At 35.3% G+C, this 21,387-nt stretch carries 16 protein-coding genes; 5 read left to right on the plus strand and 11 right to left on the minus strand.

Annotation, left to right across the window (positions count from 1 at the left end; translation table 11 throughout):
• Nucleotides 1–170: 170 nt before the first annotated feature.
• Entirely contained in the window at nucleotides 171–2,909 is a 2,739-nt protein-coding gene (locus LC457_RS13715; protein ID WP_223600381.1) for a fibronectin type III domain-containing protein, read from the minus strand.
• Between the two features lie 293 nt (nucleotides 2,910–3,202).
• On the opposite strand from LC457_RS13715, the gene rplS reads away from it, so the two are divergent.
• Nucleotides 3,203–3,559, plus strand: coding sequence for a 50S ribosomal protein L19 (rplS, locus tag LC457_RS13720; RefSeq protein ID WP_047376947.1), 357 nt, complete (start codon nucleotides 3,203–3,205; stop codon nucleotides 3,557–3,559).
• Nucleotides 3,560–3,732: 173 nt separating this feature from the next.
• Here rplS and LC457_RS13725 read toward each other — a convergent pair whose 3' ends face one another.
• The gene (locus tag LC457_RS13725) at nucleotides 3,733–4,515 is read right to left on the minus strand and encodes a helix-turn-helix domain-containing protein (RefSeq protein ID WP_223600382.1); all 783 of its coding nucleotides are present in this window, start codon (nucleotides 4,513–4,515) and stop codon (nucleotides 3,733–3,735) included.
• Nucleotides 4,516–4,590: 75 nt separating this feature from the next.
• Here LC457_RS13725 and LC457_RS13730 point away from each other — a divergent pair, with 75 nt between their 5' ends.
• Nucleotides 4,591–5,730 (plus strand): multidrug effflux MFS transporter, encoded by a 1,140-nt coding sequence (locus tag LC457_RS13730; protein ID WP_223600383.1) that lies wholly within the window; start codon nucleotides 4,591–4,593, stop codon nucleotides 5,728–5,730.
• Nucleotides 5,731–5,812: 82 nt separating this feature from the next.
• Here LC457_RS13730 and LC457_RS13735 read toward each other — a convergent pair whose 3' ends face one another.
• From LC457_RS13735 to rpsA, 4 genes are all read right to left on the minus strand, one after another.
• Nucleotides 5,813–6,805 (minus strand): alpha/beta fold hydrolase, encoded by a 993-nt coding sequence (locus LC457_RS13735; protein WP_047423623.1) that lies wholly within the window; start codon nucleotides 6,803–6,805, stop codon nucleotides 5,813–5,815.
• An 81-nt stretch (nucleotides 6,806–6,886) separates the two neighbouring features.
• Entirely contained in the window at nucleotides 6,887–7,873 is a 987-nt protein-coding gene (locus LC457_RS13740; RefSeq protein WP_223600384.1) for a DMT family transporter, read from the minus strand.
• A gap of 124 nt (nucleotides 7,874–7,997) precedes the next feature.
• Complete coding sequence (locus LC457_RS13745; protein ID WP_223600385.1) at nucleotides 7,998–10,625, minus strand: T9SS-dependent M36 family metallopeptidase; 2,628 nt, start codon at nucleotides 10,623–10,625, stop codon at nucleotides 7,998–8,000.
• A 384-nt stretch (nucleotides 10,626–11,009) separates the two neighbouring features.
• The gene (rpsA, locus tag LC457_RS13750; protein WP_047376953.1) at nucleotides 11,010–12,800 is read right to left on the minus strand and encodes a 30S ribosomal protein S1; all 1,791 of its coding nucleotides are present in this window, start codon (nucleotides 12,798–12,800) and stop codon (nucleotides 11,010–11,012) included.
• A 452-nt stretch (nucleotides 12,801–13,252) separates the two neighbouring features.
• Between rpsA and LC457_RS13755 the strand changes: the two genes are divergently transcribed.
• Entirely contained in the window at nucleotides 13,253–14,560 is a 1,308-nt protein-coding gene (locus tag LC457_RS13755; protein WP_149388085.1) for a DEAD/DEAH box helicase, read from the plus strand.
• 237 nt (nucleotides 14,561–14,797) lie between these two features.
• Here the strand turns inward: LC457_RS13755 and LC457_RS13760 are convergent, their stop codons facing one another.
• Nucleotides 14,798–15,691, minus strand: coding sequence for an SMP-30/gluconolactonase/LRE family protein (locus tag LC457_RS13760; protein ID WP_223600386.1), 894 nt, complete (start codon nucleotides 15,689–15,691; stop codon nucleotides 14,798–14,800).
• Nucleotides 15,692–15,948: 257 nt separating this feature from the next.
• Here LC457_RS13760 and ccoG point away from each other — a divergent pair, with 257 nt between their 5' ends.
• Nucleotides 15,949–17,391 carry a cytochrome c oxidase accessory protein CcoG gene (gene ccoG / locus LC457_RS13765; RefSeq protein ID WP_223600387.1) on the plus strand — a complete coding sequence of 481 codons (1,443 nt, stop codon included), beginning with the start codon at nucleotides 15,949–15,951 and terminating at the stop codon, nucleotides 17,389–17,391.
• A gap of 193 nt (nucleotides 17,392–17,584) precedes the next feature.
• Here ccoG and LC457_RS13770 read toward each other — a convergent pair whose 3' ends face one another.
• Complete coding sequence (locus LC457_RS13770; RefSeq protein ID WP_223600388.1) at nucleotides 17,585–18,466, minus strand: AraC family transcriptional regulator; 882 nt, start codon at nucleotides 18,464–18,466, stop codon at nucleotides 17,585–17,587.
• A 206-nt stretch (nucleotides 18,467–18,672) separates the two neighbouring features.
• Between LC457_RS13770 and LC457_RS13775 the strand changes: the two genes are divergently transcribed.
• On the plus strand, nucleotides 18,673–19,017 hold the full coding sequence (locus tag LC457_RS13775; protein ID WP_047383183.1) for a MerR family transcriptional regulator: 345 nt from the start codon (nucleotides 18,673–18,675) through the stop codon (nucleotides 19,015–19,017).
• Between the two features lie 702 nt (nucleotides 19,018–19,719).
• Here LC457_RS13775 and LC457_RS13780 read toward each other — a convergent pair.
• The 3 genes from LC457_RS13780 to LC457_RS13790 are packed head-to-tail and all read right to left on the minus strand — an operon-like array spanning nucleotide 19,720 to nucleotide 21,087.
• Nucleotides 19,720–20,160: a hypothetical protein gene (locus LC457_RS13780; protein WP_223600389.1), complete on the minus strand. Its 441-nt coding sequence runs from the start codon at nucleotides 20,158–20,160 to the stop codon at nucleotides 19,720–19,722.
• Nucleotides 20,160–20,474, minus strand: a complete 315-nt coding sequence (locus tag LC457_RS13785; protein ID WP_223600390.1) for a reprolysin-like metallopeptidase — start codon at nucleotides 20,472–20,474, stop codon at nucleotides 20,160–20,162. The genes LC457_RS13780 and LC457_RS13785 overlap by 1 nt, the downstream gene beginning before the upstream one ends.
• A gap of 46 nt (nucleotides 20,475–20,520) precedes the next feature.
• Complete coding sequence (locus LC457_RS13790) at nucleotides 20,521–21,087, minus strand: hypothetical protein (protein WP_223600391.1); 567 nt, start codon at nucleotides 21,085–21,087, stop codon at nucleotides 20,521–20,523.
• Nucleotides 21,088–21,387: the final 300 nt, after the last annotated feature.

Consider the following 21,387-nt stretch of genomic DNA (forward strand, 5'->3'; position numbering starts at 1 on the left):
AGTTTCAATTTTTTGGAGCTGCTTTTTTTATTAACCATATAATCCGGATTTTACAGATGATAATAAAGAAGATATGTTTGCTAAACCCATATTTATTTCTGTTATAAGATTAAAAAAGAGACCGCTATTTCCAGCGGTCTCTAAAATTATAATTGTATTTTGTTTACTTATTACTGAATAATCAGTTTTAAAGTAAATAGTTTTCTTCCGTGTACTTTTACAAAATAAACGCCTGCCGGAAGATTTTCATTCACCAAAGAGAAACGTTGGTTATTGATATTTTTCGATACATAAAGCAGTTCTCCCGAAGCTGAAACCAATTCGATTTTCTCAATTGGGTAATCACTTTTGATAAAAGTAGGCTGTCCCGGTTTGGTCGGATTTGGATACAGCACTACATTTTTCTCTGTACTTCTGGTTTCTTCAGTTCCTAACGTTGGTGAAGTTACCTGGAACTGTACTCTGTTTGAAACTTCTGTATAAGAATCATTGGTAAACATAACCATATAATAATTTCCTGGTGTAGCTGGTACTGCTGTTCCCTGAATTGTTTTTGTTCCCTGAGTCACTCCGTCAAAATAGGTATAAGAAACGAAGTTATCATCAGGTGTCTGAACACTTTGTGGGTAAATTCCCAACCAGTCTTTGATAATCCCTGGAGAATCTGTCCATGACGCGGTAATATTTTCACCTAAAGTATATACCGGTTTATTGATCCAAAGATCAGTCACGATATCTCCTACTTTAAAGAATACCTTCTCTCCGATTCCGTTGTATCCGTCTTCCAGCAGATACTGAGCGTAATAATATCCTTTCGGAAGTCCTGTGAAATTAAGTGTTCCTGATGCAGTAGTTACATAGCTCCATTTGATAGAAGCTGTAGTTCCCGGAGTCTGCCCCATTTTATAAATTCCGATCCAGTCTTTCTGTAAGTTAGGTCCATTTGTAAAATTAAGAACCACTGTTCCTCCTACCGGGTAGGTATCAGAAGTTGTCTGCAGCTGAACTTTCGGTCCTACATAGAACTCTTTTCTTGGAGTGATTTCTGTATAACCACCATTAGCAAAAAAACCTGCAAAGTACTGACCTTTATTAGCCATACCATTATTAAAAGTAACCGTTCCTGCTACCTGTCCATTCGTATAACTGTATACTTGTGAAGTAGTACTCGCCGGCGTTTGTCCTTTTTTATAAATTCCTACCCAATCCTGCTGATTCCCCGGACCTCCGGTGAAAGTAGCAGTAATTGCTTCATTTTGGGCATATTCTGTTTTATTTAAAGTAAATGTAGGATTTGAAACAACACTTCCTGTAATTTCAAACTGCTTTACATCACTCCATTCACTCCATTCCAGGTTTCTGTCTCTGTAACGCGTTTTCACGTAATAGATTCCGTTTGGAATAGAGTTCGCAGCCAATGTTGCTTTTGTAATATCTACGCCATCATTCAGGTTTTTGGTTTTATCCGGAGTTCCGTTTCCGTCTTTTCCGAACCAGTTTTCAAAATCGCGGTAGAATTCTTTTTCAATCACAGAAAAACTGGATGTCTTACTGATCAGAAACTGTGTTGTGTTCAGCAGTTCATTATTTGAAGAGGCAAATGCACTTCCATTCAATGTCAAAGGTAAAGTAATAGCCCCTGAGAAATTGTTTGTAATGGATGGTTTTGCCGGTTTAGGCTGATTTTTATATCTGTGGAAAGAATCTACCAGTACATTATTTTTCTTGTTGTAAACTCCACCGATAGAATAACATTCAATATCCACCTTTCCTGTCGGAACATCTACTTCTACGATCTGATACGTCCAGTCTGTCAAAGTTTTCTGAACATCATCAAAATCCTTTTCATTAGACATTCCCCAATACTGATCCCAAGCCGTTCCACCGGAAATAATCTGATAGTTTGGTGTATTTTTAAGCTGTCCTCTGTGGTATAAATGATGGTGGGCTCCCACGTGCATTAAATATTTATCAGAAGTTACCAGAAGTGGTACGGCATTTTCTCTTACCCATGTAGAGATATCTCCCACATATTGTTCAGCCTGATAAGGTCTGTGGCTTAAAGAAATGATCCAGTCTACTGTAGTATCATTGTTAGCCGCTGTTAAGATCTGCTGAAGCCATGTCTGCTGTGCAGATCCCGTATGTTCTGAGCTTAAACTTACGAATAATACATTCCCAGCCTGCTGAGCATAATAATTTTCATTTCCTGAGCTTATTCCTTTATAACTAATTTCATCAATATAAAAATGAGCATAGTAAGAATTCATTCCCATCGTTCCATAGGTTTCATGATTTCCTACTGTTGTCTGAATAGGCAGATACGGTGATAACTTGATGTTCTTTTTAAAGTGAACATTTTCATAATGATCCAATGTTCCTACATCCACCTGATCTCCCACCATAAAAGTAAGAGCAACATTATCAGACGGATCTGAAGTAGCTCCGAATTTTTCTTTTAATTTTTTGTAGGCATTCAAAGTAAGCGTATCATATCTGGGCTCAGCTTTAATCTGGTTGTCCCCCATAATAAGGAAACGGATCTTTCCATTGGCCGTTACAGCCTGTCCCGGCAAAGGAAGCGTTCTGAAATTGTAGACAGCAGACTCGCTGGTACCTGTTTTTATCTTATAATAGTATTTTGTATTCGGCTGCAGATTGGTAACCTTTGCCGTATGATAATAATAGTTGTTGTTGTACCCTGTATCTGAAAAGATATTGGTAGTTCCTGTTACCGTCACGTTCAAATTCGTTGGAGAATCTCCGTAGATCACGGTTGTTTCATTATTGGAAGCTGTTTTCCAATTGACGATCATAGAATTCGGGGTAGGATTTTGTAAATAGGGAAACAAAACCTGCCCGAAAGCCATCTGAACCGCGAAACAAAAAAAGAAGAAATAATGTTTCATAATAGCTTTAGTTTTAAAATAACATATAGTTTTAAGTTGTGAATCAGGAATTTAAAAATCGGTGTTAAGATTTTTTATTTCGGGCAAAAGTAGAATTCCCATATAAACTCTGTCTGATGGTATTTTAAAGAAACCGTTAATTTTTTAGCAAAATCTGAATGAAAAAATTATAGTTTTTAGTACATTAATTATTTGGCATATTCAAAAACTATTTTGTACATTTGCAACCTGTTATTCAACCTCTGACGAAGAACGTGTAAGTTGCTTAGCTTTAACATTTTATTTTATTAATAATGGATTTATTAAAGTACGTACAAGACAAGTACATTGCTAAAAAAGAATTCCCTGAATTCAAAGCAGGTGATACAATTACTGTGTATTACGAAATTAAAGAAGGACAAAAGACAAGAACTCAGTTCTTCAAAGGAACAGTTATCCAATTAAGAGGTACTGGTTCTACAAAAACTTTCACTATCAGAAAAATGAGTGGTGATGTAGGTGTAGAAAGAGTATTCCCTATTAACCTGCCTGCGCTTCAAAAAATCGAGCTTGATAGAAAAGGTAGAGTTAGAAGAGCTAGAATTTACTACTTCAGAGACCTTAGAGGTAAAAAAGCAAGAATCAAAGACGCTGCTTACAAGAAGAAATAATTCAGACAACAATACATACAAAAAGAGGCTGTTTACCCGTAAACAGTCTCTTTTTTTGTTTAAAATTTTCTTTATTTTCTATTTGGAGTTCCTTTTCCTGTTTCCAGATTATCCATATTGTTCAACCCTGTCAAGGTTCATCTATCCAATCTCTTTTATCACCTGTAAAGATATTACTCATGCTTTATGAGGTATTGCAAAGGAGTCGAGCCTGTTTGTTTTTTGAAAAACTCAATAAAAGCACTGTCTGAAGAGAAGTCCAAAATATGAGACACCTCACCTATTGAATTCCCTTCCACCAAAAGTTCAATTGATCGTTGTAACCGCCACTGCTGCCTCCATTCCTGGTAAGACAACCCTGTTTCTTTTTTAAAAATACGGCTGATTGTTTTCTCTACGGCCCCGGTTTTTTCCGCAAGTTTTTTCAACATCGGCGGCATGGCATAGCGCAGAGTCCATTCTTCTGAAAATTTCTTAAAACGCCTGTCTTGTGGTATTTTAAGCTTCAGCTTTTCTTCCGGAGCTCCGCTTATTTCATCCCAAAATACATTGAGCAGACTGACCTGATCATTTCTGAGATCTGACCATTCCCAAAAGCAGATCCTTTCGATGATTTCTTTTAATAATGGATTGACGTGCAAAACTCTAAGACTTGAATTCATGTATTTTTCTGCATAACATTCGTCAAAATAGATTGATCTGTGAGCCACAATATTTCTGAAGTTTACCCGATGAATCTCATTGGCAGGAATCCAGAGCATTCTGAATGGAGGCAGAACCAGCTGCCTGTCAGAAGTAGTAACAGTCATACAACCAGATGGCGCATATAATAACTGAGCTTTCGTTGCATGAAAATGAAAACCGGAATCATGCATCACCATATCAGAAGCTATCCCAATTACCTTTCCCCGAATAGAATCCGCATCAAACTCTTCATTTTGCTTTAATACAGCCATGTCCTATTTTTGATATTTTTTGTTTTTATATCATTATAAATATACATTGAAATTTTGGAAACTTTGCAGAAAAAAATGAAAAAAACAAATCCTATCTGGCTCCTGACCGTACTTGTAATGCTTCCTCAGTTTGTAGAAACTATTTACAGCCCGGTTTTACCAATGGTTCAGGAACAGTTCGGAGTGAAAGAAGAATCTGTTGCCCTGACGATCAGCCTATATTTTATAGCATTTGCGCTGGGAGTAGCATTTTGGGGAATACAATGTGACAGGATCGGAAGGAAAAAATCCCTTGAATTCGGGCTTATCACCTATGGAATTGGAACACTGACAGCTATTTTTGCTCCCAATTTCATTATTTTCCTTTGTGCCAGGATTATTTCTGCATTTGGAATTTCTGTGGGCTCTATTGTGACACAAACAATTCTAAGAGATACCTATGATCAGAACAATATCAGCAAAGTATTCTCCTGGATCGGAATTGGGTTATCCATAAGTCCTGTAGTTGGAATGATTACCGGATCAGTATTGACTTCTTCCGTTGGACATCAGGGTGTTTTCATAACATTATGCCTGCTTGCAGGGCTGTTTTATATTCTTTCCTGTAAGAAAATTTCAGAAACCCGGCATTCAATAAAAGAAATCAATATGGGTATTTTAACTGAATTATTAAAGAGAATGCTTCATGACAAAGCTATTATAAAATCTTGTTTATTGATTATGAGTTTTAATGTCTTGCTGTTTTCTTACTACTCACTGGCTCCGTTTATCTTTAAGGAATATCATTATTCCACTTATGTTTTTGGATACAGTAGTATTATATTGGCTGGCGGAACATTTGCAGGAGCAAAACTTAACAGATTTCTGTTATTGAGGAATATACAACCTAAAAACTTAGTTAATGCAGGTATATTTGCGGCATTTATCACTTCTATTTTCGTATGGATTCTGGCAAGTAAAGGGATATACTTTTTAATTCCTTATTTTTTTATTGTGATGGCATTCAGCATTACAATTCCAAATGTTCTGAGTACTGCGCTTATCAATTATAAAAACGAAACCGGAAGTGCAGGAGCTTTGCTGGGACTGATTTATTACATTCTGATAGGTTTAGGTCTGATAAGTATTGGTTTTATACAGAATTTAGGGATTTCCTGTGTCTTGTTTTCCGGAATTGGAGTTTGTGCATTACTATTTATTGATCGTAAAAAGTAATAAATTTGAAACATTAGGTTTAAGGAAAGCAAAATAGCTTACTATTTTAATCACTCAACAAAAACTTAATGTTTCAAATATTTTATTGTATAAAATTATACAGAGCTTCAAAGAACTGAGGGTATACTTCGATGTGTGGAAGATGCCCTACGTTCTCAATCTCTACGAGCTTTGAGCCTGCAATTTCACGCTGGGTTTTCTTTCCAAGTTCCTGATACTGGCCCATTTTTGGCTGAAGTTCTTTGGGAGCTCTATCTTTCCCGATTGCCGTTCTGTCTCTTGTTCCGATAATAAGCAGTGTGGGAACTTTGATATTTTTAAACTCATAACATACGGGCTGGTTATAGATCATATCCGATGTGAGCGCCGCATCCCAGGCTACCTGAGGGTAATCTTTATGGAGTGTCCATCCTGCAATCAGATCAAGCCAGGGCTGATATTCTTCTTTCCATTTATTATCATAATAGAATTTGAGCTGATAGTTCTTATAGGTTTCCGCAGTATTTTTCAGTTCGGACTGATACGCCTGGTCGATTGTCTGATATGCTGCAAAAGTCTTATAATCCTCCAACCCGATTGGGTTTTCAAGAATAAGTTTCTGTACTTTTTCTGGATACAGCAATGTAAATCTAGTCGCTACCATTCCACCCATTGAATGCCCCAGAACGATTGCTTTATCAATTTTCAGTTCATCCAAAATTCCTTTCGTATTCTCTGCCAGTTGTGAAAAAGAAAATTGGTAAGCATGAGGCTTTGAAGACTTTCCAAACCCGATCTGATCAGGAATCACCACTCTGAATCCTTTCGCAGATAAATCTTTTGCTGTTTTCTCCCAATACGCTCCGTTGAAATTCTTTCCATGAAGAAGCATTATTGTTTTCCCATTGGGTTTTTGTGGCTGTACATCCATATAAGCCATTTTCAAATCTTCTCCCTGAGACTTCAAATTAAGAAAATGGACTTCATAAGGGTATTTATAATCGGAAAGCATTGCATCCAGAGGTTTTACCTGTGAAAACATAAAACCGGACACCATCAACGCAAAAGCAGCCGTTATATTTCTGAAATGTTTCATGAACTTTTATTTAAAGATTAAAATTAAAAAAAACCGCTCCAAAAGGAACGGTTTCAACTGTTATTTTTATTTAAATATTTTTTAAGACAATTCTGCCACCGAAACTTCTTTTACTTTTTTTGAAGGTAAATTCATCAAAACAATCGCAAAAAGAATCAAAGCAATTCCTATCCATTGAATCAGAAATACTTTCTCACCTAATAAAACAAAGGCCATCGTCACAGAAACCGGAAGTTCCAGTGAGGAAACAATACTTCCCAGCCCCAAGCCTGCATTTGGAAATCCGATATTGAATAAAATTGGTGGAATAATGGTTCCAAAGAGAGCCAGTACAAATCCGTATGTCAGGAATATTGAATAATTGAATGAGTGAATATGTTCTGTATTATCTGTAAAATTCAAGTATAATGATTTTAAACCATCAAAATACATAGGCCCGATCTGAGCAAAGAATAAAAATGCAAAAACCACTACAGAACCGCCCGCCAACATGATAATACTTTTCCTGAAAACCGGAAGATGGGTTGCCAGCGTATTGGAAGTAAACATCGTCAAGGTATACGACGCAGCGGCCATCAGTCCCCAGAAGACTCCATGCCAGTCCAGCTCAATTTCCATATTGATAAGATTCGTTGCCAAAACTGTTCCCACCAATACGATAACTACAGAAACCACTTTTCTTGCATTGGGCAGTTTTCTTGTGATGATACTTTCAACCACCACGCTAAACCATACCGATTGCATCAACAGCACAATGGCAATTGAAACATTGATATATTGTACAGCAATATAATAGAATAAACTTGTTCCTCCTAAAGAAGTTCCTGCAAGCAACAGCATTCTTACTTCTTTAGAATCTGGCAGCGATAATTTCTGTTTTGAAGTTAGGGTCTGAATAAGATTAAGGACCAAAAGTCCGGTCAAACCTAATACAAACTGAGAAGTAGTTACTTCCGAAGTGGTGAAACCATCATGGTAAGCCATTTTCACAAAAGTGGCCAACATACCGTATATACTAGCTCCAATCCCTACAAATAAAACACCTTTTAGTATATTTTTCTTCTTCATAATTTTTTTTACAGCCTGCAAAGTTACGACATATAAATTAAACCAATCCGAAATGTTATAATGATAGATAAACAAAATCGCCACAAGCAAGCTTGTGGCGATTTTGAAATTAAATATAAGTAAATTATTTTTTAACCATTACTTTTGAAGCGGCTTCAAAACCAAGTCCTTTGATTTTCACCATATAAGTTCCGTTTACCAGGTTGCTTGTAGAAATTGCTTTCTTAGCATCCGGTGAAATTTTATCTTCAGAAGAAACCAGTTTACCAGACATGTCATAAAGTTCTACGCTTACTTTTCCAAGAGTATTGCTTGGGAAGTTGATATAAAACTCGTCTTTAGCAGGGTTTGGATAGATAGAAATATTCTTATTCTTATCACCATTCACTTCATTGGTAGCTAATAAACATTGTTCCGGTACATTAAAGTCCTGAACCTGATCATTAATATTATTCTTCACTCCCGCAGATGCATTCACTCCTAAACCTCTTCTTGCGAAAACGCCCCAGATCATACATTTGTCAACACCTCCAGTTGTTGCCAGCTCTGCTGCTAATATTGCATTTCTTCCATCAATAAAGCTAGGGTTACATGCCTGAAGTTTCAGAGCATCTGTTACCAGCTGTAATACTTTTGTACTTCCGTTAGGAGTTGTGGATAATACATCTGAAGAATATCCGTATTTTTCAACATATTTCCAGTGAAGATCCCATAGCATAGTAGCCCAAACGAAACCAATAGAGTGTACATCCGGAACGATTGCTGATCCGTTATTGTATTCCATTCCATTGGTATCTCCATATGTAAATCCGTTAACAGCAAGACTTGTTGAATATTTTGCAGGTCTGATACCACCACCTGTTATCGCCTGACCTATAGCATAAGTACCTGTACCTCTCGCCACAGTAGCATTGTCTCCAGCTTTATTAGTCAACATTAAGGCGAAGAAATCAGACCATCCTTCTCCCATCTGTTCTCTACTCACTCCTGCATTCAGACAGTTATATCCTGTACCTGTCATTCTGTTGGATATTCCGTGACCATATTCATGAGTTACGATTCCGTTATCAAAACTTCCATCAGGAGTCATATTTCCTTTTAGGGTAACATTTACAGTAGTACTTGCTGCCATCTGAGTTTTGATATATTCTCCCTCTGCATTGGTAATAAGTACCGAAGGAATTGTAATTGTTGGATCATTACCTGCCATATTACCTATAGTAGCTCCGTTCACTGCATTGTTATAAACAATCGCTGCTTTAGCTCCGGCATCCTGAAGGTTTTTCACTTTAACAGCAAAAGAACATGTTCCTCTTTCAACCAGTCCTATTTTATCAGTCAATGAACTTGCAGGTAAAGCTGTACAACCATCCAAAACTGATGAAAGCGCTACATCTCCTGTTATTCCGCTCATAGGTAATGGAGTACCGAACTGAGCAGTCCCAGCTCCCGGTGTACGGGAAACAGCAGCCGTTGGTGCATTATAGTAGAATACTCTTCCTACCGGAGACCAAAGGTACATCTGCATTTTACCATTATAACCATCCTGTCCTGAAGAGAAATTTGCGTTATTTAATCCGCTGCCATCCTGCGCCTCTGCATATACAGAATCATCATCTCCTCCTACAGGTCCATTACCAAAATTGTTCTGTTGGAAGTTTCTGGCAGATTCTGTAAATCCGAATTTGTAGAAAACATCATGAATTCTATTATTCAGATAAAATAAATTCGTAATAGCAGCATTTCTGTTGTTTAACGGAGTTTCATTGATATTAAAAGGGAAATCAAAATTTCTTGTTGCCCCACCATCTGCCGGAGCTCCTGTAAGATAATCAGGTGCTGTTAAAGCTGTTCCTGCAGCATCTTCATAGGCAAAAACATTATTTCCTCTTGTAACAGTATAATGAGTGGTACCATCAGAATGCCATCCTTCCGGGGAAGCACTCAGAATCCAGGGATTAGTAATGATTGATCTTGAACCAAAAGTAGGTGCTTCAATTGGCAATGGAAATACATTATAGGATGCATTATCCGGTAAAAGTAACGGAATATTATTCTGTACTACATTATTTTGAGGCCCCATTAGAGTATTTTCAAAATGATCAGCATGGCTGTATTCAGCATCTGAGCTATAAGCATCATGATGGAAATTACAAGATAAAGTCAGATTATTTTTTAACAGGATATTTCCATTATTGGCATCTACTAAAATATTCCAGTAATTCGGAGTCTTTGGTTCCGTTAAGGTATATTCATAGGCTAAACGCAGGTTTCCATTCTCGTCATTGGTATATACCAGTCTTTGATTGGCTGATGTAGCTTTTTTTTGAGTCTTTTCAAGATATTCAAGAATCGTAAAATTTGCAATATCAGGGTTTTTCAGATCTTCAGCAATTTTTTGAAGAGCTGTGCTTTTATTAATAGCAGCTGTACCGGATGTAGATGCAGTATAATCTTTCACAAAATTGTCCGTATAATAAACAATTTTATTGTCCTTGATCAATGCTGTTCCTACAGAGCTGTAAATTGGCAAACCATTATAAGTCTGTAAAAATTTCACAACATTACCATTTAAGGATTTTGAAGGATCTACAATATCAACAATGATATTATTAAGATCAGACTTTTTATATTCTCTTATTTTATTTTGAGAAATATAATCCTTAATCAGTTTTTCATTATCCTGTCCAAACAATACAGTCGGAAATGCAGAAAATACTGCAAATAAAAGGGGTAGAGCTCTATTTTTCATATCCATTATTAAAGCCGCTAATCTACAAATAATTCACATAACTTTAATATTTTTTTTATTAAAAATAAAAATATAAATAAATACATTAGAAATTGTCAAACTAACATCATTTTACATATATCTCAATAGAGAGAACCTCGTCATAAATTTATGTCTACCACATTATATTTAACGAATTTTTAAATCTTCACAATGTAATTATTTCATCAAATAAGTCACACATCACTGTAATATTTTTAATGATTATCTCCTTTTACTTTATATTATTATTTTTTAAAAAGGCTATATTACCTACTCTTTCTTTTATCATATTTTTACTTTATAGTATAGAGATAAAAAAAGCCGCTCAAACGAGCGGCTCCTTATATATCAATGGTTCAAAGATTATTTACCTTCTTCCATTTTTCTTTTCAACTCTGCTAATGCATCGATGTCTCCAAGAGTAGATCTTTCTTCGTTGTTTGAAGAAGAAGATACGTTTCTAGAAGAAGATTCTTTAACGTTTTTCTTTTCTTCGTCTCTGAAGATACCTGTGTGAGATACTACTACTCTCTTGAATTCTTTGTTGAATTCGATTACTTTGAACTGAGCATCTTCACCTTTTTTGATTTTAGATCCATCTTCTTTCTCTAATAATCTTGAAGGGCAGAATGCTTCAACTTCAGCATCTTCGAATTGAACAGAAGCTCCTTTATCGTGAACTTCTACAGCTTTACCAGCGTGGATAGTTCCTTCAGCATATTTAGTTTCGAATTTATCCCATGGGTTTTCAGTCAATTGCTTGTGACCTAGAGATAATCTTCTAGCTTGGATATCTAATTCAAGAACTACAACATCTAATTTATCACCTACTGCGCAGAACTCAGATGGGTGCTTGATTTTCTTAGTCCAAGAAAGATCAGAGATGTAGATTAATCCGTCGATACCTTCTTCTAACTCTACGAATACACCAAAGTTAGTGAAGTTTCTTACAGTTCCTACATGCTGAGATCCTACCGGATACTTAGCTTCGATGTTTTCCCATGGATCTTTAGACAATTGCTTGATACCAAGAGAAATTTTTCTTTCTTCTCTATCTAAAGTTAATACTTCAGCTTCTACTTCATCACCTACTTTTACGAAATCTCCAGCAGATCTTAAGTGAGTAGACCAAGACATTTCAGAAACGTGGATTAATCCTTCTACACCTGGAGCGATTTCTACGAATGCACCATAGTCAGCAAGAACTACTACTTTTCCTTTTACTTTGTCACCTACTTTCAAGTCAGCAGAAAGAGCATCCCAAGGATGAGCTTCTAATTGCTTCATACCTAATTGGATTCTTGTTTTCTCATCATCGAAATCAAGGATTACAACTTTTACAGTCTGTCCGTCTTCTAGGATTTCAGATGGGTGGTTCACTCTAGACCAAGAAAGGTCTGTAATGTGGATCAATCCATCAACACCTCCTAAGTCAATGAATACACCGTAAGAAGTAATATTCTTAACAGTACCTTCAAGAACCTGACCTTTTTCAAGCTGAGCGATGATTTCTTTTTTCTGACCTTCGATATCTGCTTCGATCAATGCTTTGTGAGATACAACTACGTTTTTGAACTCAGGGTTGATTTTCACAACTTTGAACTCCATAGTTTTTCCTACGAACTGATCGTAATCTTTAATTGGCTTAACGTCAATTTGAGAACCAGGTAAGAATGCTTCGATTCCGTGAACATCAACGATCATACCACCTTTAGTTCTTGATTTAACAAAACCGTTAACGATTTCTCCAGTTTCGTGAAGTTCGTTTACTTTATCCCAAGCTTTAAGCGTTCTAGCTTTTCTGTGAGATAATTGTAACTGACCAGTTTTGTCTTCTCTCTTGTCAACCATTACTTCTACCTCATCACCTACTTTCAGGCCTTGGTTGTAACGGAATTCGTTAAGAGAAATAACACCTTCAGATTTGAAGTTGATGTCTACGATAGCTTCTTTGTCAGTTAATCTTACAACTCTACCAACTAAAACGTCATTATCGTTCAGGCTGTTAAGAGATCCGTTATAGATTTCTTCTAAATCGCTTTTTTCTTTTCTCGCATCTGCATCAAGACCTGATTCGAAAGAATCCCAATCAAATTGTTCTGGTGCTACGTTTTGGTTTAATAAAACCTCTGCTGAATTTGTCTCTTTTGACATTTTCTAATAAAAATTTGTATTCCTTCTTTTTTAACGGTTTGAATAAATGCGGATTAAAAAATACGGAAGTAATTAATTTTAAGTAATTTACCCATCAAACCTTTTCGCCACAAAAGTGGGTGCAAAGATAGGAATTTTATTTGAGATAAACAATACATTTGCCTTTACAAATTTTCTCGTTAAACAACTGAATATCAATATTTACGATTTAAAGATTATAAGGATTTAAAAATTGAAAGATCAGGCGGTTCAGAAAAACTCAGTTATTTTTTTGATCAAAAGAGCAGGAATACAATCCATATATGAGATTCTTCATTTCGCTACACTTCATTCAGAATGACAGTAACCCAGAATTAAAACAATAACAATTAAAGAAGAGCAGCACTTCCCTATCCCTCTAAACCCTCAAACTCTCCCACACAGCACCCACTTAAATTCACTACCTTTGCACCATGGAACTACAATCAATCTACCAGAAGCTGCAGATTCAGGATATGAATCAGATGCAGAAATCTACTTATAATGCGTCTGAAAACAATACAGACATTGTTTTACTCTCTCCTACAGGATCTGGAAAGACTCTTGCTTTTTTATTCCCGGTTCTTCGGAATCTGAAAAAAAATGTTCAGGGGGTTCAGGCATTGATATTGGTTCCGGCCAGAGAATTGGCTCTACAGATTGAACAGGTTTTCAAAGCAATGGGAACAGATTTTAAAGTATCTGTTTGTTACGGCGGACATGACAAAAAAATCGAGGTTAACAATTTAATTGAAGCTCCTGCAGTGTTAATAGGAACTCCGGGAAGAGTTGCTTACCATGTGAGAAATAATAATTTCGATCCGAAAACGATTAAAACCCTCGTTCTTGATGAATTCGATAAAGCGCTGGAATTAGGTTTCCATGAAGATATGGAGTTTATTGCCGGCTCATTAAAAGGACTTTCACAAAGAATTTTAACTTCAGCCACTGCAATGGATGAAATTCCATCGTTTACAGGTCTTAAAAATGAAAAAACAATCGACTTTTTAAAACTAAGTGAAGTAAAACCAGACATTCAATTGCGAAAAGTAATGACAATTTCTGAGGAAAAACTGGATACTTTGTTTAATTTAATCTGTAAAATAGGAAATAAAAGAACTCTTATTTTCTGTAACCACCGTGAAGCCGTTGACAGAATTTCTGAACTTCTTCATCAGATGGGAATCGACAGAGAAACCTTCCATGGCGGAATGGAACAAGATGAAAGAGAACGTGCATTGCTGAAATTCAGAAATGATTCTGCAAGAATTCTTATCACTACGGATCTTGCTGCCCGTGGACTTGATGTTCCGGAGGTAGAATCTATTGTACATTATCAGCTTCCTCCAAAAGAAGATGCTTTTATTCATAGAAACGGACGTACTGCAAGAATGAATGCCAAAGGTTTTGTATATCTGATCATGACAGAGGACGAAAATTTCCCATTCATTAAAAATAATACCCCTGAAGAAAGTGTTGCCGGATTTACTAAAGTTCCGGAAAAAACACCTTTCCAGACTATTTATATTAGTGCAGGAAAAAAAGATAAGGTCAATAAAGTGGATGTTGTGGGATATCTTATCAAAAAAGGAGAACTTCAGAAAGAAGATATCGGTTTGATTGAAGTAAAGGACACCACTTCCTATGTTGCTGTTTCCAGAAGTAAAGTCAATGCTGTTTTAAGAAAGCTGCAAAACGAAAAACTGAAAGGAAAGAAAGTAAAAATGGAAGTTGCTTATTAAACCACAAAAGTCACAAAAGTTTTTTAAGTTGATACTTTGTGTATATAAAGTTCACATAAGCTTGTAAAAATCTTCAATTTTCAAAGATAAAGTAATTAATCTTGAGAGAATTCCCCTCCTCCGGAGGGGTGGCGAAAATTCAGAGAATTTTTGACGGGGTGGTTTCAACAATATAACAAAAGAGCTCTGATGTTCCATTCGTGGTAACTTCAGAGCTCTTTTGTTATAAGAAATATACTACTTTATTCCTCTTACTTTGGTAGGAAAAGTATACACAGATTTTGAGGCAGTAATGAAGAGTATATCATTATTTTCTCCACCAAAAGTTACATTGGAAGTCCACTTTTCAGGGATAGGAATATGGTAAATTTTCTTTCCGGAACGGTTAAAAACATGTACTCCATCTCCTGTAAGGTAAAGATTGCCATGTTTATCTAACTCCATTCCGTCTGATCCCATTTCACAGAAAAGTCTTTTTTCAGACAGCTTTCCTTCGTCCAATATATCATATACATATGTTTTTCCGGCATCAATATCAGAAAGGTATAATTTTTTCAGTTTTTCACTGCCTACAATTCCATTCGGCTGCGTAAATGTATCCAGCTTGGTTACTTTTCCTGATTTATCTCTGTAATAAAGGCTTTTGTGTGGTAATTCCTGTTTAAAACCGACCCAGTAATCTCTTTCATACAATGGATCTGTAAAGTACATGCCTCCGGCTTCGTCATTCCATACATCATTGGGACCGTTCAACCTTTTTCCTTCAAAACCTTTAAGCAGAACTTCTACTTTTTTGTCTTTGGAAATTTTCCAGATTTCTCCCTGATCATCTGAACAGGTAATCAAATATCCGTCTTTGTCAAAGTGCATTCCGTTTGCCCTTCCCGTCTTGTCTAAGAACTCTATGACTGTATTGCTTTTCCAGTCCCAATAATAGATCTTATCATTGGGTTGATCGGTAAAGTAAACATTTCCTTCTTTATCTGCTGATGGTCCTTCTGTGAAACTGAATGTATCGGAAACCTTTTCCGGTTTTACTCCTTCATAAAACATTTTACTATAATTTACTGATTGACAGTTTACCAATGCGAAAACCAAACCAATCATGCCTATTTTAAAGATATTCTTCATACTTCATTTTTAAACCTGCAATTTACAATATGACCTACAGGTTTCAAAATATTTTCCCGTTTTGATACAATAAAAATCATAAATACAAAATGTCCCAATTGTCCTATTTTTGAAGTAGATCATATTAGTAATAAAAAGATATAATCCGGAGCTTTGCAGTAACAGGATCAATCACTTTTTTCAATGAAAAAATCAATGCAAAAAAGAAGGTGAATCCGGATGAAAATAGTACCAAAATACTTTTATAGCACACAATAATGAGCGCAGAGTCCAACAATATCAAGTCTTTGGAAATTGAAAATGAAGATTTCAGAAATTCAGTGGGAACAATGGATGAAACCGGAAAAAGGAAGTGGATATTCCCCAGAAAACCAAAAGGAAAATACACCAACTACAGGAATTACGCCAGCTATTTTCTTCTTGCTTTATTTTTCGGGCTGCCTTTTGTAAAGATCAACAATAATCCTTTCTTGCTCATCAATGTTATCGACAGGAAATTCTTTATCCTCGGACAGCCTTTCTATCTGCAGGACTTTTTTATCCTTGCATTAGGTGCCGTAACTTCTGTCATTTTTGTAATGTTATTTACCGTGGTTTTCGGAAGGATATTCTGTGGCTGGCTTTGCCCTCAAACTCTTTTTATGGAAATGGTTTTCCGTAAAATAGAATATTGGATTGAAGGAGACCGAAATAAGCAGATGAAACTCGACCGACAGGAATGGGATGCCGAGAAAATCCGAAAAAGAATGACGAAATGGTCCGTATTTATTTTGATCTCCCTGATCATTTCTACTTTCATGTTTATGTATATTGTAGGCTATGAACAGGTTTTCCAGATTATGCAGGAAGGACCTTCAGAACATCCTTTAAAGTTCATTACGATGATCTTTTTCACGATGACTTTCTATTTTGTTTTTGCATGGCTTCGTGAGCAGGTATGTACTCTGGTTTGTCCTTACGGAAGGCTTCAGGGAGTTTTAATTGATAAACAGACAATCAACGTATATTACGATTTTAAAAGAGGGGAAGGCCGTTCAAAATGGAGAAATAATGAAGACAGAAAAGCGGCTGGGAAGGGAGATTGTATAGATTGTAACCAATGCGTTGTTGTCTGTCCTACGGGAATTGACATCAGAAACGGGCAGCAATTGGAGTGTGTGAATTGTACTGCCTGCATTGATGCTTGTGATGAAGTCATGGAAAAGGTAGGCTTACCCAAAGGATTGGTGCGTTATGCTACAGAATCAGAAATTGAAAACAGCGAGAAGTTCAGATTTACTCCGAGAATGAAAGCAACGACCGTTATTCTGGCATTGCTGATCGGATTCCTTGGATTTTTAATGTACGACCGTGGTTCTATGGAAGCGAAATTCATCAAACCGGCTGGTTCTACTTTTTTCGTTAAAAACGGTAAAATCACCAATACTTTTATTTATACACTTCTGAATAAATCGAATGAGAAAAAGATCCTAAATATTAAAGTTATCACCCCATCAAATGCTGAAATCACTTATTTCGGTTCTGAAAAAATCATATTGAAAGGAGACCAGATTCTGAAAGGAAACATCAATATTTCTTTCCCTGAAGATGAGATTAAGTTCTCAAAACAAAATATGATCATCGGAGTCTTTGATGAAAAAGGAAAACTGGTAGATTCATTTGAAACAACTTTTGAAGGGCCATTTAAGTTAGCTCTTTAGAGAGCAGATGGTAGGTTGCAGGAAATAGGGATTAGGAAAAATGCGCTGTGAAATATGGATAGAGGTTTATTATATCAATGGTGAATTTTGCTTCGCCAGTGAATAGTGAATCTTAACAGAGCAGAACTGACAACTTTAAACGCTAAACGCTAAACCTTAAACATTTAACTCAGAACCTTGAACTTTAAACTCATTAAGCCTTATATTTCCTCATAAACTGCGTGGGAGTCATTCCGGAGCTTTTCCGGAATACTCTTACAAAGTAGGAATATTCTTCGTATCCTAATCTGAAAGCAATTTCAACCAGGCTTTCATCCAGATACATCAACATTCTTTTGGCTTCCAGTACAACCCTTTCTGTAATCACATCTGTAGCTGTTTTTTGAACAACAGTCTGTACAATTCTATTCAGATGTTTGGATGAAATACCTAATAAGGAAGCGTAATGGGCAATCGATTTATGTTCTGCAAAATGCTGTTCAATCAAATTTTCAAAATCCTGATAATGTTTAAAATACGAAAGTCCGGCAGCGGAAGCCTGTATATCAAAATCTTTTGAAAATAATCTGGTGGAATTAATAAAGATCTGAGACATCAATGATAAAATAAGACCTTCTTTCATGATATTTTTAACCTGATGCTCTTCTCCGAGTTCCTTAAATAAATTAATATTCTGCTTCAGTTCCAAAGCATTCAGTTGAAGTTTTCTAGGAAAAGACACAGATCCAAAAAAAGGAAAATTCCTCAGTTTCTGATTTACATAATGCATTTCATAAAATTCCTGGGAACAAAAGAAAATATAACCTTCTATATCTTCCGAAAGCTCCCAACTGTGAATCTGCCCGGGCGAAAGAAAGAAAAGGCTTCCCTCAGAAACATCATACTTCTGAAAATCAATTTCATGTACCCCTACTCCTTTGGTGAAAAGAACAGCAGCATAAAAATCATGTCTGTGTGGCTTTTCTATATGCCGATGTCCTACCACCAAATGATTCTTCATCGTGTTGAAATAAAAATCTGAAGTATTTTTACCTGCCTGAAAAAGATCAATATGAAGGACGGAAATAGGATTCATCACGTAAATTTATATATCTGGTAAAGATTCACAAATGTAGACAAAAAAAGACCAGCATATACCGGGTCTTCTGATCTGATACAAACTAATATATGTAATTTTATGGCAAGTTTGCTATTGTATAATGAAAGTCAGACTGTAGTTTTTCCAATATATTTGGATACAACTTTAAAAAATTTTTATCTTTGAAGTTTAGGAGTCGTAAAATGAAAATAAATTTAGCTGATAAACTGTATTATTCTATAGGAGAAGTAGCAAAAGCATTCGATGTAAACACTTCATTAATACGCTACTGGGAACAGGAATTCCCTATTATCAAACCTAAAAAAAACAGAAAAGGCAACCGATATTTCACTCCTGAGGATATCAAAAACCTTCAGATGATCTATCATCTTGTAAAAGAAAAAGGATACACTCTGGACGGAGCCCGTATCGCCCTGACTACAAACAGTAAAATCTCCGAAACCATCACCCTTATCGACAGGCTTGAATTTGTAAAAGCTGAGCTTATTAAATTAAAAGAGTCTTTGGGAGAAAGAGAGGAAGAATAGTTTTATACAATATATTAAAATCCGCTGCATTTACTGCAGCGGATTTTTTGTTTATACTCTCTACTACCCATCAAATCTGAATAAGCTTCCAGGAGGAAATACTTTTTTTTATAGTTATGGAAAGCTGGCAACCTATTAATAAAAAACATGACGCTGATGATTTCACTTTTTCTACCCCCTTCATCAACCCCCTCTACCCCTTTGGGCAAGGGGGTATACCCTGCTATATAAGGGCTAGAGGTGTTCATTAACGGTCTCCAACCACTTTGATAAGTGGGTAAAGTGACTTATAAAAACGGTTGAGACAGTTGTAAAGTAGTTATATCTATTTGATAATGTGCCCGGAGATATTTACAATAGTGTTTGAAGGCATTTCTTAAATGGCTGGGGACAGTTTACGAAATGGCTATAGCAAATTAATGAGCGACTGCAGAGACTTACTATAATGGCCAAAAACACTTCCGAAGCCGCTGAATACAGTTATAAAATAGTTCCCGACACTTTAATAAATATGATAGGAATATTTTATGGATATTTTTTAAATGAATGAAAAATTACCTGGCAAATGAGGAGCTTCTTAAGATATAAAGCTCTAATGAAAATGGACAAAACCACTGCACAAACAGTGGTTTTTGTTTTATTCGTGACACGAGCGAAACTCTCGGGCCAGCGGGGATTACAATCTATACTATCAAAGATTACTTATAAACAATTCATTGCTGGAAAATATTCTGAAAATGTAACACTCCATTTATTATCAAAGTCTCCGCTAATAATAATATAATCAATTCCTTTTTTTAAATTAAACTCCATCTTTTCTTTTTTCTTAGACGTAATCTTTATCTTTTTATTTCCTTTAGAAATTTTAATTTCTCTATACCCACAGGTATAATTATCAAAATTATATTTTTTACCATTAATAGTGATTACATCGTCAATAAAAGCAGCATTATTAAAAAATAATAAAACTTCGTCATCTTTTTTAAGAAATTCTTTTGGAATATTTTCCAAATAAGATTTATATGCCGTACTATCTGTTTCTGTTGCTTTCGTTTTATCTTGATAATAAAAATCAATATTATTTTGTGCGGAGCAACTATTGTTGGTCAGTAAAACAATTATTAAAAAAAATATTATTTTCATTATTTTTTATTTTTTGGTAATCTAAATGAGTTAGCTTTAACAGTTTCTTCCATCTTCTGTATCTGATTTTTATTAAATTCTATACCTAATCCTTTCATTGAAGAAGTTGGGTTTTCATATGAATTCATCCTATTGTTAATATTGGCAGGAGTAGCTTCAACTCCTGAATTTGGCTCCCAGATATGTTCTAAACCAAAAGTATGACCAATTTCATGCGTAATTGTATCTGTATCTCCATTCTTTGCATTAACAGTTGCTGTAATTGAATTTCCGAGCGGTGCGTCTCCAAGAACTGTCCCAGCAGTGGTATACACAAAAGCCAACTTTAAAGCTAACCTCTTATCTTGATCTTATATCTTATTATTCATTGTCTTCTAAGTTTTCATATTTATAATCTGTTAGAATTAATATTCCAAAATACTTCCATTCAAATTCATCTTGATAGTTAATTTTTATAATTAACCTCTTTTTTGTTTTTTGAAGAATATCTATTGAAGTAACTATCTTATGATGGGAGGGATATTTTCCATATGGTGAGGAAGCTATAAAACTTTTAGAGTTTTCTCTAGTTAAATTAAATTCATCGAATATTCCTAATTTTATTTTTTTTAGTGATTTAAAATTCTCAGATTTTAAGCATAAAATTTTTTGGAAAGAATTCTTAGTATCATCATATTTATACAAACTTTCTTTGTCAGAATCATATTTTAAATATTCATACTTCATCTTAGAAGTATCTTGTTTAAAATAATCGAATATTCCTGCATTAACTTTTTCATTGTTTAACATTCCTGATCTATAAGTTACAACAATTGGATTATAAAACTCTAAAATCTGCCCTTTTATAATACTAGTAAAAGGTAAGAATAAGATTAATAAAAATGTTGTTTTTTTAATTCTGCTTGTCATTTTTTTCTTTTTTTGCATATTCTCTAACTTTAATAAGCTGATTCATAATTATTTCTGCAGAAGATCCAGATGTGCGTGGTACTATAAGCTTAAAAGCATCGGCTCCATATTTAATATGATCCCCATTGGCTCCTCCTGTGGAATCTTCTATATGAGACTTTATTTCATGATAAATTGTTTCTGCTAAATCATAATTGCTATATCCGACAGTTTTCGAACTACCTGAATCATCAGTATTTATTACACTTTATCTTGAATCACTACTATTTTATTTAAAATAGTTTTCATTTAAAGAAACTAAATGAACTTTTTTATCTT

The sequence above is a fragment of the Chryseobacterium sp. GVT01B genome (genome assembly GCF_019970045.1).
Taxonomy (GTDB): Bacteria; Bacteroidota; Bacteroidia; order Flavobacteriales; family Weeksellaceae; genus Chryseobacterium.

Excerpts from the sequence above, each read along its gene's own strand:
- LC457_RS13770 (WP_223600388.1), bottom strand. The coding sequence starts at position 18,466 with ATGAATCCTATTTCCGTCCTTCATATTGATCTTTTTCAGGCAGGTAAA.
- LC457_RS13790 (WP_223600391.1), bottom strand. The coding sequence starts at position 21,087 with ATGCAAAAAAAGAAAAAAATGACAAGCAGAATTAAAAAAACAACATTT.
- LC457_RS13755 (WP_149388085.1), top strand. The coding sequence starts at position 13,253 with ATGGAACTACAATCAATCTACCAGAAGCTGCAGATTCAGGATATGAAT.
- LC457_RS13715 (WP_223600381.1), bottom strand. The coding sequence starts at position 2,909 with ATGAAACATTATTTCTTCTTTTTTTGTTTCGCGGTTCAGATGGCTTTC.
- LC457_RS13725 (WP_223600382.1), bottom strand. The coding sequence starts at position 4,515 with ATGGCTGTATTAAAGCAAAATGAAGAGTTTGATGCGGATTCTATTCGG.
- LC457_RS13745 (WP_223600385.1), bottom strand. The coding sequence starts at position 10,625 with ATGAAAAATAGAGCTCTACCCCTTTTATTTGCAGTATTTTCTGCATTT.
- rpsA (WP_047376953.1), bottom strand. The coding sequence starts at position 12,800 with ATGTCAAAAGAGACAAATTCAGCAGAGGTTTTATTAAACCAAAACGTA.
- LC457_RS13760 (WP_223600386.1), bottom strand. The coding sequence starts at position 15,691 with ATGAAGAATATCTTTAAAATAGGCATGATTGGTTTGGTTTTCGCATTG.
- LC457_RS13775 (WP_047383183.1), top strand. The coding sequence starts at position 18,673 with ATGAAAATAAATTTAGCTGATAAACTGTATTATTCTATAGGAGAAGTA.
- LC457_RS13740 (WP_223600384.1), bottom strand. The coding sequence starts at position 7,873 with ATGAAGAAGAAAAATATACTAAAAGGTGTTTTATTTGTAGGGATTGGA.
- LC457_RS13735 (WP_047423623.1), bottom strand. The coding sequence starts at position 6,805 with ATGAAACATTTCAGAAATATAACGGCTGCTTTTGCGTTGATGGTGTCC.
- ccoG (WP_223600387.1), top strand. The coding sequence starts at position 15,949 with ATGAGCGCAGAGTCCAACAATATCAAGTCTTTGGAAATTGAAAATGAA.
- LC457_RS13780 (WP_223600389.1), bottom strand. The coding sequence starts at position 20,160 with ATGAAAATAATATTTTTTTTAATAATTGTTTTACTGACCAACAATAGT.
- LC457_RS13730 (WP_223600383.1), top strand. The coding sequence starts at position 4,591 with ATGAAAAAAACAAATCCTATCTGGCTCCTGACCGTACTTGTAATGCTT.
- rplS (WP_047376947.1), top strand. The coding sequence starts at position 3,203 with ATGGATTTATTAAAGTACGTACAAGACAAGTACATTGCTAAAAAAGAA.